This is a genomic window from Paenarthrobacter nicotinovorans, from assembly GCF_007670255.1.
In the GTDB taxonomy this organism is placed as follows: domain Bacteria; phylum Actinomycetota; class Actinomycetes; order Actinomycetales; family Micrococcaceae; genus Arthrobacter; species Arthrobacter nicotinovorans_B.
Genome location: NZ_SZVS01000007.1, coordinates 241,647 through 253,784, shown reverse-complemented (window position 1 = coordinate 253,784; position 12,138 = coordinate 241,647). Strand labels below are relative to the sequence as shown.

Sequence of the window (12,138 nt, the reverse complement as noted above, 5' to 3'; positions counted from 1 at the left end):
GTCTACACACTCATGAGACACCAACTGTCTACGAAGTCCTGAGACATGAACTGTCTACAAGGTCCTGAGACATGACAACGCGTCATTGGAGCACGTGCTGTCCCCTACTTGGGCGGCGTTAGCCGACCAGCATGGTGCGGAGGTCCTTCAGGATCAGCTGGGCACCCGTGGGGCCGAGGCCAAGGAACCAGACGTCGTCATTGACGGATTTCGCCTGGCCGGCCTTGACTGCACTGAGCTTGGGCCAGACGGCGCCTTCCACCACGGACTTTTCGCCCGTGGCCGAGGGTTCGCCGTAGCTGCTGTAGAAGATCCAGTCGGCATCGCCCTGCTCGATGTTCTCGGCGGAGATCTCGGCTGCCAGTTCGTCGATGTCCTGGTTCTCCGGACGGGCCAGGCCTGCGTCCTTCAGGATGACGCCGATCAGGGACTTGTTGGCATACAGGCGGATCTTGCCCGGAAGGAACCGGACCAGGGAAATCCTGGGATCGCCCTTCACGTCTGCTTTGAGGGCATCGGCTTCCGTCTGGTAGTCGTTGAGCGCTTTGACGGCCTTGTCTTCCTCGCCCAGGGACTTGCCCACCAGGAGGAAGTTTTCCTTCCACGGGAAGCCCGGGCGGATGCTGAAGACCGTCGGCGCGATGGACGACAACTGCTTGTACAGCTTGTCTGCCCGGAGCTTGCTGCCCAGGATGAGGTCCGGCTTCAGCGCAGCGATCGCTTCGAGGTTGAGGTCCTGGATGGTGCCTACGGAAGCAACATCCTTGACCTTGTCGGCCAAGTAGGTGGGAACCGGGTTGGCGCCTTCGGTGGTAGCCATACCCACCGGGGTGATGCCGAGGGTGACGACGTCGTCAAGTTCGCCCGTGTCCAGGACCACCACGCGCGTGGGCTTCTTGTCCAGGGTGGTTTCCCCGTTGGCGTGCTTGAGTGTTCGCGGGAAAGCGCCGGGCGCAGCGTCCGTGCCGAGCTTGGCCGTTTCCTGGTCCGCGGTGGTGAACTTGGAGCCGCCGGTTGCAACATCGGCATTGCCCGCGCCGGAGCCTGAGGCCGAACCGCCGCCCGTGCCGCAGCCCGCGAGCAGGCCCACCAGCAAAGCACCACCAACAGCCTTCATCGCAAGGTTTCGTACACGGGAGCGCCGGGGCGGCCGAACTTCAAAATCGTCATTTTTCACTGGGTAAGGCTAACCTAATTAGGGCACACTTCTGTGACGTTGTGACAACAGTCACGGATTGCCCCGCTTTCCTTGCCCTTCTCCGAAATGGTCCTTGTTGTGTCCCGACTGATGGCTCCCGCTCCCAAGTCCCATGCCGGCGAGCCAGCAACCACCGCCCTTCCAGCCATCAGCGCGAACCCGGGCCGCGGCGTCGTCAAGCGGTCCGGCTGGCGGGTGCTCTTCCTGGTCGCGGCGGCAGCAGTCCTGCTGGGAGCCGTGGTGTTGAGCCTGGGCGTGGGCGCCAAGTTCATCCCTGCCTCCACCGTTCTGCAGGCGTTCGTGAACCCGCAGGACACCGCCGATCACGCGATCATCCTGGAAAGCCGGCTGCCGCGCACGGTGATGGGAATCGCCGTCGGAGTGGCCCTGGGTGTTGCCGGTGCTCTGATGCAGGCCATCACCCGGAACCCTCTGGCCGATCCCGGCATCCTCGGGGTCAATGCAGGTGCTTCTTTCGCGATGGTGCTGGCCATCGGCGTCTTCGGCGTTGCTTCGCTGAACGGGTACATCTGGTTCGCTTTCGCGGGCGCCATCCTTACCGCGGCCGCCGTGTATCTGATCGGCACTTCGGGCCGGAACGTGGTCAATCCCATCCGGCTCACGCTGGCCGGCGTCGCACTTGGCGCTGTCCTCACCGGCGTCGGATCCGGGCTCACTCTCCTGAACCCCAAGGCCTTCGACCACCTGCGTTCGTGGAGCATCGGCTCGCTGGATACGCGCAGCATGGAGTCGGTTGCCACGGTGGCGCCGTTCATGGCTGGCGGGCTGCTGCTCGCGCTGTTCTGCGTCCGGGGCCTCAACGCCATTGCCCTGGGCGACGACCTCGCCACCTCCTTGGGCGCCAACGTCAACCGCACCCGCATCCTGGGCGTTGTCTCCATTACCCTTCTCAGCGGTGCAGCGACTGCCGGAGCCGGGGCCATCGGCTTTGTGGGACTCATGATTCCCCACGTCGCCCGGTGGATCGTAGGCCCCGACCAACGGTGGATCCTGGCCACAACCGTGCTGCTCTCCCCCATCCTGCTGTTGGTCTCCGACGTCGTTGGCCGGGTTGCCGCCCCCGGTGAACTCCAGGTGGGCGTGGTGACCGCGTTCATTGGGGCTCCCGTGCTGATCGCCTTGGCGCGCCGCCGGAAGGTGAGCGGACTATGACGCGCCTGGCACCCGTCGACTTCGGGCGGCCCGTTGCTGTGCTCCGCAGCCGTTCGCTGAGCCTGCGGTTGGATCTCCGCAGCATCCTCGTCTGCATTCCGCTTCTCCTGGCAGCGCTTGCCGTCGGCATTGTCAGCCTGGCCACCGGTGACTACGACGTCTCCGTGCAGCAGGTCCTCCAGGCCTTTACCGGAGACGCCCCGGGACTCGCCCAGACCATCGTCATGGAGTGGCGGCTCCCCCGCGTCCTGTCGGCGCTCGTGTTCGGTGCAGCCCTGGGAATGAGCGGCGGCATCTTCCAGTCCATGACCCGCAATCCATTGGGCAGCCCGGACATCATCGGCTTCAACACCGGCGCTTATAGCGGTGCATTGATCGTGATGCTGACCGTAGGTGGTGGGTACGCAGCGGTTGCCGGAGGGGCCCTGCTGGGCGGAATCCTCACGGCCCTTGCAGTCTACTTGTTGGCCTACCGCCGCGGGTCCCAAGGATTCCGGCTCATCATCGTCGGCATCGGCATCAGCGCCATGCTCGCCGCTTTGAACCACTGGCTCATCCTGCAGGCCGAACTGGAGGCCGCGCTGGCAGCTGCCGTCTGGGGAGCCGGGTCGCTCAATGGCATCACGTGGGAGCAAGCGGCGCCTGCCGCCGTCGTCGTCGTTCTTGCGGGCCTGGCCACGCTGGTCGCCGCGCGCCGGATGCAGCTTTTGGAGATGGGCGACGACGCCGCACGCGCCTTGGGCGTCCGGGCGGAACCAACCCGTTTGCTGCTGCTGGTCCTGGGCGTGGCGCTGACCGCGGCCGTGACCGCCGTCGCGGGTCCCATCGCCTTTGTCGCCCTCGCCGCACCCCAGTTGGCCCGCCGGCTGACCGGAAGCGCCGGCATTTCGCTGCTGCCGTCGGCGGTGATGGGTGCATTCCTGCTGGCGGCCAGCGACCTTGCCGCGCAACGGCTGTTCGCCCCGATCCAGCTCCCCGTCGGTGTTGTGACGGTGTGCATCGGCGGTATCTACCTCGTCTGGCTGCTGGCCAGGGAAGCAAGGAAATCATGAGCACTCTCTCCACCGCGCCGCAGTTGCACGCCGAAGCCCTGACCATCGGCTACGAGCAGCGGGTGATCTCCGAAAACCTGTCTGTACGCATCCCCGAGGGGCAGTTCACGGTGATCGTGGGGCCCAACGCCTGCGGCAAGTCAACGCTGTTGCGCGCCCTTGCCCGGCTGATCAAGCCGCGCAGTGGCCAGGTGTTGCTGGACGGGAAATCCGTGACCTCCCTGCCCGCAAAGGAACTCGCCCGACGTCTTGGGCTGTTGCCCCAGTCTTCCATCGCGCCCGACGGCATCACGGTGGCCGATCTCGTGGCCCGTGGCCGCTATCCCCACCAGAGGCTGCTGCGGCAATGGAGTGTGGAGGACGAGTCCGCAGTTGTTGAAGCGATGGAAGCCACAGGGATTTCCGCACTGTCCGGTCGACTGGTGGACGAACTCTCGGGTGGTCAGCGGCAGCGTGTGTGGGTGGCCATGGTGCTCGCGCAGCAGACGCCGTTGCTGCTCCTGGATGAGCCGACGACGTTCTTGGACATCGCCCACCAGATCGAGCTCCTGGAACTGTTCCGCGAGCTCAACCTGGACAAGGGCCACACCCTCGTGGCGGTGCTGCACGACCTCAACCATGCCAGCCGCTACGCGGACCACATTATCGCCATGAAGGACGGGGTGGTGGTTGCCGAAGGCGCTCCCGCGGACGTCATTACCGGGGCCTTGGTGGAGGACGTCTTCGGGATGGCGTGCCGGATTATCGACGACCCCGTGACGCACACCCCGCTGGTGGTCCCCCTGGGCCGCCCCCGCTTACCCGAACCCAAGTAGGGGACGGTTAACGACGACGGCGACCCTCGCCTTTTTGGTGAGGGCCGCCGTCGTTTGTTCTTGTCTTTAGCGCGCCTCGATGGCTGCCTTGGCCTTGGGATCCGAGTCGTTCAGGAACTTCTCGATCCGCTCCGGTTCGTCAGCTTCGCCGATCGCCGATGCGGCCCGGCCCAGTGCGTAGAGCGCCCGCAGGAAGCCCTGGTTGGGCTCGTGCTCCCACGGGATGGGTCCGACGCCGCGCCAGCCATTGCGTCGCAGGTTGTCCAGGCCCCGGTGGTAGCCAACGCGGGCGTAAGCGTAGGACTCGATGGTCCGGCCCTCGGCCCAGGCTTCCTCGGCGAGGATGGCCCACAGCAGTGACGACGTGGGGTTTTGGGCCACGAGGTCCAGCGCTTCCTTGCCAAGGGCCAGGTGCTGGTAGATCTCGTTCTCGGCGGGCAGGAGCGTGGGCTCCGGCCCCATCAGGTTCTTCCGGAATTCGTCGGACATTAGAACGTCTTGCCAGCGGATCCGAGCTGCTGTGCTGCCTCGACGATGCGTGCGGCCATGCCGGCTTCAGCCGAAGCACCCCAGACGCGGGGGTCGTAGGTCTTCTTGTTGCCCAGGCCGCCGTCGACCTTCAGGACGCCGTCGTAGTTGGAGAACATGTGGCCGGCAACCGGGCGGGTGAACGCGTACTGGGTGTCGGTGTCGATGTTCATCTTGATCACGCCGTAGGAAACAGCGTCGGCGATTTCCTGTTCGGTGGAACCGGAACCGCCGTGGAAGACGAGGTCGAAGGGGTTGTCCTTACCGATCTTGGCGCCGACCTCAGCCTGGATCTGCTTGAGCAGTTCGGGCTTGAGCTTGACGTTGCCCGGCTTGTAGACGCCGTGGACGTTGCCGAAGGTGAGGGCGGTGAGGTAGCGGCCGTTTTCGCCTGCACCCAGGGCCTCGATGGTCGCCAGTGCGTCTGCGGTGGTGGTGTAGAGCTTCTCGTTGATCTCGTTCTCGACGCCATCCTCTTCACCGCCGACGGTGCCGATTTCGACCTCAAGGATGATCTTGGCAGCAGCCGCGCGCTGCAGCAGTTCGCGACCGATGCGCAGGTTGTCTTCCAGGGTCTCGTGCGAACCGTCCCACATGTGCGAGTTGAAGATCGGGTCCTTGCCGGCCTTCACGGCTTCCTCGGAAGCGGCCAGCAGCGGGAGGACGAAGCCTTCCAGCTTGTCCTGCGGGCAGTGGTCCGTGTGCAGGGCGATGTTGACGTTGTAGTTCTTGGCAACTTCGCGGGCGAACGCGGCGAAGCCGAGGGAACCGGCCACCATGTCCTTGACCGAAGCGCCGGACCAGTAGGCTGCGCCACCGGTGGAAACCTGGATGATGCCGTCGGATTCGGCCTCGGCGAAACCGCGGATCGCAGCGTTCAGAGTCTGCGACGACGTCACGTTGACCGCGGGGAAAGCGAATCCGCCAGCCTTTGCGCGGTCGATCATCTCGGAGTAAATCTCTGGGGTTGCAATGGGCATGGTGACTCCTATGCTGAATTCGTCTGTGGGTTGGTAACCCTGGAGTAGACCGCTTACGGCTAGCACCCATCCTAGCGATATCCGCCGGGACGCCGTGTTTCCGGTCACTGGGGGCCTTAACACTTCCGCCGAGTTGGCATTTAATGACAATCCGGCCCCTTGGGATTGTCATTAAGTGCCAACTCGGCGTCCCGAGGTCACCCGGGCTTCCAGCCGCGGCTTTGTAGCGCGCGGCGGACTTTATGTACGACGGCGGGCCGCTCACCTTCGAGGTCGTGCTTTGAGATCCGGACTTCCAGCCATCCATGGGCGAGCGACTTCTCTTGGCGCTCGATATCCCTTAGATGCTGGTCCCCGCCGCCGTGGTGTTGGCCGTCGTATTGGAGCGAGATCCGGTACTTGAGGTAGGCGGCGTCCGGCCATAGCACTGCTTGGCCAAAGGGATTCCGGACCGCGTAGTTGAGTACTGGTTCGGGAAGATTCGCGTTGACCAAAGCCAAGCGCATATGTGTTTCGGGAGCGGAATCAGCGCCCACGCGGATGAGTTCCAGTGCTGCCCGCGCCGTCCTGACTCCACGCATTCCCGGATGGCGGCCCGCGGTCTCTGTCAGCTCCTCGATGCTGCAGAGCGCTTCCTTGGGAACAGGGAACTCCGGACCGTGGGAGCACACAAGGTGGTCGCCGGCAGCCACCAACTCCTCCACACTCAGCAGCGAAGCCAAGTCCAACCACGTCCGCGCGGGCGAGGTGAGCCTGACGCCGTCGTACTCCACTGCCTCCGCCGGAAGCAGGGTAAGAAGATGCCCGGCGACATTGACCCGTCGTGGAAAGCTGAATCCGTTCCGCCGGGCCAAATGGATGCGCCAATCCCCGTTCCGGTTGCCGGGCAGGGGAATACCCCAGATCCTTGCTGCCGAAAGCGAGACCAGAATGGAGGAATCATCCAGGTCCGTTCACGCCCGCAGCGCAGCTGCCCCGGATGCAACAGACGCGGCCGGGACCCTGATTCCCCGGGACACCAGCACCAAATCCTTGGCCAAGGTCCGGGACCGAGGCACTCCGGCCTTGTCCGATGCACGCACAGAAAACGAGCCCGTCGTGAGGTGCTCCGGTAGCTCTTTCCTGCGCATCCCCCATTCTGGCCCGTCCGGGAAGAGTCGCGCGTGGTTATCCACAGGTTGCCCGGCAGCCGCTCCGCGAGTTGGCATTTAATGACAGTCCGGAGCTCTGGGACTGTCATTAAATGCCAACTCGGCGGGGCGGCGGGGCGGCGGGCGGGATCTACACGGGCTGCTGGAACACGTGCCGGCGCACCCACGCGTGCATGGCAATGGCCGCAGCCGACGCCGCGTTCATGGACCGGGTGGAGCCGAACTGCTCAATGGACAGCGTTGCGACGGCGGCATCGTGCACTTCGGGGGTCAGGCCGGGGCCTTCTTGGCCGAACACGAGCACGCACTTTTCGGGGAGATCGTACGTCTCCAACGGCACGGAATCCGGGAAGATGTCGATGCCGATCACAGCCAGCCCCTCCCCCTCCGCCCACTGGACGAAATCCTCAACCGTTGGATGGTGGCGGACGTGCTGGTAGCGGTCGGTGACCATGGCCCCGCGCCGGTTCCATCGCCGTCGTCCGATGATGTGGACCTCCTTGGCGAGGAAGGCGTTCGCGGTGCGGACAACCGTGCCGATGTTGAGGTCGTGCTGCCAGTTCTCGATGGCGATGTGGAATTCATGCCGCTTGGAGTCCAGGTCGGCGACGATCGCCTCGTGCTTCCAGTACCGGTACTTGTCCACCACATTGCGCCGGTCACCATCCCTCAACAGGTCCGGATCCCAGTGCCCGCCTTCCGGCCACTCGCCTTCCCAAGGCCCGACGCCGACCTCCGCTTTCGCCTCGGCCTCGCCTTCCGCTGTGGTCCCGACGGGGGTTTCGGCAGGGGTGGGCAGGGCTGTGTTGTGGGGAAGGTCAGTCACCCCTCAACTTTAGCCCCGCCCAACAGGCCCCAAAGCTGGGACCTAGCCCATCTTCCACTTGTTGATGCGGTACGAGTTGCCCAGCTGCTCGAAGAGCCCCGGGTGCGCATCCCAATATTCCTTGTGCCCACTGACGCCGAGCATCTGCGGGGTTCCCCAGGGCGTCACCGAGAACAGGTTCACGGCCTGGATGGCTTCGCCGCGGGCGTTGGTGCAAGTGAAGCCAATGACCACGGCCTCCCCGCGACGGAACTCACGGATCTCCGGCATGGTGGTCTTGAAGTCTGACGCGCACTTGTGGCCCACCAGGTTCTGCGGCAGTTCAGTGGCCGTCATGCCCTTGTAACGGGCCTCGATGTCCGCCAGCGCCTTCCTGATTTCGGCTGGGTCCTTGCCGAACTTGCCTTCCTCCGACTCAGCGAAGAACGCGTAGGCGAGCGCGATGCCGTCTCCGTCGGTCTCCACTGTGCCCTGGGCACGCTTCTGGATTTCTTCACCGGTACTCGGGTCCTTGGTGATGCCGAACGACTCGTCGTGGGTCCACTCGGCCAAGTACTGGAAGGACGACTCACCCGTGACCCACTTGCTGAACAAGGGGTCGCCGTCGGCCGGGACGTTGCTCGGGCCGGCGAGCTCTTCCCATGTTGCCGGCAGCGGGATGACCCCGGCGGGCAGTTCCGTGGGCGGCACGTCGTCAGGGGAGGGCTCCCCCTCAGCAGTCGGTTCGGCAGCGGCGTCGGACGCCTTATCCGAGGACGTCACCGACGGCGATTCCACCGCTGTTGGCTTGGTCATCGACGGAATCAACCACGTGAACGCCACCACCAGCGCAATAATCACGACGACGGCGACTCCACCCAGGATGAAGAAGAGGGACTTTTTGTTGTGGTCGCCCGGGTTGTGGCCGGGTCCGGTGGGCTGGTCGGGGTAGCCCGGCCCGGCGGGGTAGCCGGGTTGGCCGGGGTAGCCGGGTTGGCCCTGATCCGCTTGGGGATAGCGGTGGACGGTCTCAGCGTACTGGCCGTCGGGGTTGTTGACAGGCTGGCCCTGCTGCACGGGAAAGGCCTGGGTCGGATTGTGCTGGGCCGGAAAAGCCTGGGTCGGCGCGTCCTGCGGCTGGCCCTGCTCAGCTTCCGGCTGGTACATGGGTTGCGTCTGCCCCGGCTGGTACTGCCTGTATTGGTCCTTGCCTGTGTCATAGCGCGGCTGCGGCACGCCGTCCGGATTGTAGGGAGGCTGGGGTGTGCCGTTGTTGTTGCTCATAGCAAGGCCCTTTCACATGCTGTGGGCACCGGAGCATCCTTGCGGACAACACCGGTGGTCTATCCGGAACGAGGGACCTGCTGAAGCGGAACGATTTCAAAACGCGCCGTGTCGATCCCCCGACCCACGGCGTTTGCCCGGCCCGCACAGCCACAAGCGTAGTTCAGGTCACCGAGGTCAGCACAAGTCATAAGCGCGATCGCGCATGGGCAGAACTACCCACCGATCACGGTCCCTTCTTCTCGCGAGCACAACTACGTCGTTGTGCGCCCGCCCTTCCTGATCGGGACGGTTGGGCGAAGCGGCCTTCTTTACTACAACTACCGTGCAGCGATTTCTTTGAGGAACCCCAAAACAACATCCGCGAATTCCAAGCACCCGGCGTCGCGCAGTGCATCCGGAAGCTGCTTTCCGCTTCTCCTCGACCAGTAAAGTGCCTGCGTTTCAACAACACGTTTGACCACATCCGGCGCTGAACGTCCCACTTCAAGAAAGAAATCATCACAGGTGTAGACCTCGTAATGGGAGTCATCCGATTCGAACCCGGCGTCATCAGTCAGGAGCACATGGGCTCGGCAAGCTTCAGCCGCATGGTGAACGTGCCAGTCTCCCTCGTCAGCGATCCCCTCGACGGGACCGCCCGGAAACGCCGTTACTACTTCATCAACGCACTCTTGGATTTTTTTCATCAAGCTTGCGAGTAAATCGCCGGACGTGTTGGGATCATCGCGAAGCCGTGCACCCGCCTCTGCAATGGCATCCCAAGTGGTGTGCAACTGGAACATTCCGCCGTTGGATTCGATACGTAAAAGAAAAAGCCAGTCGCGGAGGGTTCTGCTAAAAAGCACGTTTGCATCGACAAAAACACGTTGGGCCATGGCACTAGTTTGCGCTATGACCCAACGTGAATGCTCATCCTGTGGACTTAGTCCAGATCGTCGATTTGGTCCTCAAGTTCCCGCAGCTTAGCAAATGCTGCGCGACGGGATTCTTCCCTCTTCGCCTTGAATGCCAGAACCGCATCCCTCTTGAACCGGGTATGAGTACGAACTTTGAATGATTCGATTTCTCCGTCCCTCGCGAGCTTCAGCAGCGTTGGACGAGAGACGCCTAAGACTTCAGCGGCGGTGTTGCTTGTGAGTTCATCAGGAAGAGTCCCCACGGTGACACTCCCGTTCATGGCGAGAGCGTGGAAAGCCTTGTCAATGATCGCGGACAGTTCAGGGGGAAGCTGGCGAGTGGTGCCGTCAGTCATGACGGCTGCGAAACCTGCCAGCCCCGCAGGAGTCGATTCGACCTCGCGGCGAACGGTCGTAAGTTCTTCGTCCGTCACGAGAACATCGGTCCGAGTAAGCATGATCGCTGTCACCGGCTTCTCCTCATCTTTGCTAGCCTTCCTCCACGATACTCTCTTTCATTTATAAGTGAAAGCCGACTAAGGGCAGCTGACGGTACCGCTCCGGACCTGCTGTTTTCAGGCTCCCCGTGCTCGCCTGCCGTACTTGTTAGACAAAAACCCAGGATGTCCCCACGCCCGAATAATGAAAGACTGGGTGGCAGTGCATGAACAACCCCAGCCGGAGGTAAATATGGCAGAAGAATCCACGCCCCAGACGTCCACATCGGTTTACCGAAACGGCCACGAGATCGAATGCTGGCTCACGGACATGGACGGTGTCCTAGTGCATGAAAACCAGGCGATCCCCGGCGCAGCGGAGCTCATCCAGCGCTGGGTGGATACATCCAAGCGCTTCCTGGTGCTGACCAACAACTCCATCTTCACTCCCCGGGACCTCGCTGCCCGTCTGCGGGCGTCGGGGCTGGAAGTTCCGGAGGAGAACATCTGGACCTCGGCGCTGGCCACGGCCCAGTTCCTCAAGGACCAGGTCCAGTCATCGGATTCGGGGAACCGCGCCTACACCATTGGCGAAGCCGGCCTCACCACCGCCCTCCACGAGGCCGGGTTCATCCTCACGGATACCGAACCCGATTTCGTGGTCCTCGGCGAGACCCGCACCTACTCGTTCGAAGCGATTACCATGGCCGTCCGGCACATCCTGGCCGGCGCCCGCTTCATCGCCACCAACCCGGACGCCACCGGCCCCTCCAAGGACGGCCCCATGCCCGCGACCGGCGCCATCGCAGCCATGATCACCAAGGCCACCGGGCGCGAACCGTACGTTGTGGGAAAGCCCAACCCCATGATGTTCCGCTCGGCCATGAACAGGATCGACGCCCACTCCGAGACCACGGCCATGATCGGCGACCGCATGGACACGGACATCATTGCGGGCATGGAAGCAGGCCTGCACACGGTCCTGGTGCTCAGCGGCATTACGCAGCGCGAAGAGATCGTTTCCTTCCCGTTCCGGCCGAACCAGATCCTCAACTCCGTGGCCGACCTCAAGAGCCAGATCTAAGAAGGACAACCATGGCTGTGCTCAATCTGCGTCCCCTCGCCGGGGGACGGATCCTCAGGGGGAGCCAGCCGTTCGGCTTGGATGCCGCTGCGACGTCAGCTTTCCTGGCGGAGCACGGCATCCAGGCCATTGTTGACCTGCGCAGCGATCTGGAACGGTCTCTCGTTCCGTGGCTGGTCCCGGACGACGTGAATCACGACGGCGGACGCCCGCCTTCTGCGGCAGTCGCGCCCGCCGTCGAACTCATCAACAACCCGCTGGACCCAAACGCCATTGCCGGGTCGCTCCAGGCGGTGGAAACTGCCGAGGACCTGGGCGAGCTGTACTTGGGGTGGATCCGGCTTCGACCCGCCTGGGTGGCTGATGCCCTGAGGCCTGTGGCGCGCGGCAAACGAACGTTGGTGCACTGCTCATTGGGCAAGGACAGGACCGGCGTGGTGTCCGCTATCGCGCTCTTGGCGGCTGGCGGCACCGAAGAAGCAGTGGTGGCTGACTACGCGGCAACCACCACGAACCTGCCGGACGTCCTGAAAATCATGGCCGAAACATGGCGCCTTAGCGTCCCCTCCACGCCCTCGGAGTATTTCAGCCCGGACCTGATGATCCTGCAGAGCCCTGAAGCCGCAATGAGGCATTTCCTGGCTGGATTTGCGAAGGAATTCGGGGACGTCGGCGGGTTCCTGCACGAGGCGGGCCTGACCGGCGTCGAAATTGACGCGCTGCGATGAGCTC

Annotated in this window: 13 protein-coding genes; 5 read left to right on the top strand and 8 right to left on the bottom strand. The window is 63.6% G+C overall.

The window, feature by feature from the left end; all coding sequences use genetic code 11:
- Window positions 1–118 precede the first annotated feature (118 nt).
- Entirely contained in the window at window positions 119–1,177 is a 1,059-nt protein-coding gene (locus FDP28_RS13165; RefSeq protein WP_464597578.1) for an ABC transporter substrate-binding protein, read from the bottom strand.
- A gap of 87 nt (window positions 1,178–1,264) precedes the next feature.
- Between FDP28_RS13165 and FDP28_RS13160 the strand changes: the two genes are divergently transcribed.
- From FDP28_RS13160 to FDP28_RS13150, 3 genes are read left to right on the top strand one after another with little or no spacing between them, the layout of a single operon-like run.
- Complete coding sequence (locus FDP28_RS13160) at window positions 1,265–2,371, top strand: iron chelate uptake ABC transporter family permease subunit (protein WP_144661897.1); 1,107 nt, start codon at window positions 1,265–1,267, stop codon at window positions 2,369–2,371.
- Window positions 2,368–3,423, top strand: a complete 1,056-nt coding sequence (gene fepG, locus FDP28_RS13155; RefSeq protein ID WP_144661883.1) for an iron-enterobactin ABC transporter permease — start codon at window positions 2,368–2,370, stop codon at window positions 3,421–3,423. Before FDP28_RS13160 ends, fepG begins: the two co-directional genes overlap by 4 nt.
- The gene (locus FDP28_RS13150) at window positions 3,420–4,238 is read left to right on the top strand and encodes an ABC transporter ATP-binding protein (protein ID WP_144661882.1); all 819 of its coding nucleotides are present in this window, start codon (window positions 3,420–3,422) and stop codon (window positions 4,236–4,238) included. The genes fepG and FDP28_RS13150 overlap by 4 nt, the downstream gene beginning before the upstream one ends.
- Window positions 4,239–4,304: 66 nt before the next feature.
- Here FDP28_RS13150 and FDP28_RS13145 read toward each other — a convergent pair whose 3' ends face one another.
- The 7 genes from FDP28_RS13145 to FDP28_RS13115 all read right to left on the bottom strand — a co-directional run bounded on the left by FDP28_RS13145 (window position 4,305) and on the right by FDP28_RS13115 (window position 10,355).
- Complete coding sequence (locus FDP28_RS13145) at window positions 4,305–4,727, bottom strand: DUF3151 domain-containing protein (protein WP_144661881.1); 423 nt, start codon at window positions 4,725–4,727, stop codon at window positions 4,305–4,307.
- Window positions 4,727–5,746: a class II fructose-bisphosphate aldolase gene (fbaA, locus tag FDP28_RS13140; protein ID WP_144661880.1), complete on the bottom strand. Its 1,020-nt coding sequence runs from the start codon at window positions 5,744–5,746 to the stop codon at window positions 4,727–4,729. Before fbaA ends, FDP28_RS13145 begins: the two co-directional genes overlap by 1 nt.
- 197 nt (window positions 5,747–5,943) lie before the next feature.
- A complete protein-coding gene (locus tag FDP28_RS13135) occupies window positions 5,944–6,600 on the bottom strand; it encodes an endonuclease domain-containing protein (protein WP_260842465.1) in 657 nt (218 codons plus the stop codon).
- Between the two features lie 427 nt (window positions 6,601–7,027).
- The gene (locus FDP28_RS13130) at window positions 7,028–7,723 is read right to left on the bottom strand and encodes a TrmH family RNA methyltransferase (RefSeq protein ID WP_186313623.1); all 696 of its coding nucleotides are present in this window, start codon (window positions 7,721–7,723) and stop codon (window positions 7,028–7,030) included.
- 42 nt (window positions 7,724–7,765) lie between these two features.
- Entirely contained in the window at window positions 7,766–8,986 is a 1,221-nt protein-coding gene (locus FDP28_RS13125; protein ID WP_144661879.1) for a hypothetical protein, read from the bottom strand.
- A 320-nt stretch (window positions 8,987–9,306) separates the two neighbouring features.
- On the bottom strand, window positions 9,307–9,864 hold the full coding sequence (locus FDP28_RS13120; RefSeq protein ID WP_144661878.1) for a PIN domain-containing protein: 558 nt from the start codon (window positions 9,862–9,864) through the stop codon (window positions 9,307–9,309).
- Window positions 9,865–9,911: 47 nt separating this feature from the next.
- On the bottom strand, window positions 9,912–10,355 hold the full coding sequence (locus FDP28_RS13115) for a helix-turn-helix domain-containing protein (protein ID WP_260842464.1): 444 nt from the start codon (window positions 10,353–10,355) through the stop codon (window positions 9,912–9,914).
- Window positions 10,356–10,575: 220 nt separating this feature from the next.
- Between FDP28_RS13115 and FDP28_RS13110 the strand changes: the two genes are divergently transcribed.
- Both FDP28_RS13110 and FDP28_RS13105 read left to right on the top strand, forming a co-directional pair.
- A complete protein-coding gene (locus FDP28_RS13110; protein ID WP_186313622.1) occupies window positions 10,576–11,406 on the top strand; it encodes an HAD-IIA family hydrolase in 831 nt (276 codons plus the stop codon).
- Window positions 11,407–11,417: 11 nt separating this feature from the next.
- On the top strand, window positions 11,418–12,134 hold the full coding sequence (locus FDP28_RS13105; RefSeq protein WP_144661876.1) for a tyrosine-protein phosphatase: 717 nt from the start codon (window positions 11,418–11,420) through the stop codon (window positions 12,132–12,134).
- Window positions 12,135–12,138 lie beyond the last annotated feature (4 nt).

What these genes read in the sequence shown, in the direction of transcription:
- FDP28_RS13110 (WP_186313622.1), top strand. Translation starts at nt 10,576, where the DNA reads ATGGCAGAAGAATCCACGCCCCAGACGTCCACATCGGTTTACCGAAAC.
- fbaA (WP_144661880.1), bottom strand. Translation starts at nt 5,746, where the DNA reads ATGCCCATTGCAACCCCAGAGATTTACTCCGAGATGATCGACCGCGCA.
- FDP28_RS13105 (WP_144661876.1), top strand. Translation starts at nt 11,418, where the DNA reads ATGGCTGTGCTCAATCTGCGTCCCCTCGCCGGGGGACGGATCCTCAGG.
- FDP28_RS13150 (WP_144661882.1), top strand. Translation starts at nt 3,420, where the DNA reads ATGAGCACTCTCTCCACCGCGCCGCAGTTGCACGCCGAAGCCCTGACC.
- FDP28_RS13125 (WP_144661879.1), bottom strand. Translation starts at nt 8,986, where the DNA reads ATGAGCAACAACAACGGCACACCCCAGCCTCCCTACAATCCGGACGGC.
- FDP28_RS13145 (WP_144661881.1), bottom strand. Translation starts at nt 4,727, where the DNA reads ATGTCCGACGAATTCCGGAAGAACCTGATGGGGCCGGAGCCCACGCTC.
- fepG (WP_144661883.1), top strand. Translation starts at nt 2,368, where the DNA reads ATGACGCGCCTGGCACCCGTCGACTTCGGGCGGCCCGTTGCTGTGCTC.
- FDP28_RS13120 (WP_144661878.1), bottom strand. Translation starts at nt 9,864, where the DNA reads ATGGCCCAACGTGTTTTTGTCGATGCAAACGTGCTTTTTAGCAGAACC.
- FDP28_RS13160 (WP_144661897.1), top strand. Translation starts at nt 1,265, where the DNA reads ATGGTCCTTGTTGTGTCCCGACTGATGGCTCCCGCTCCCAAGTCCCAT.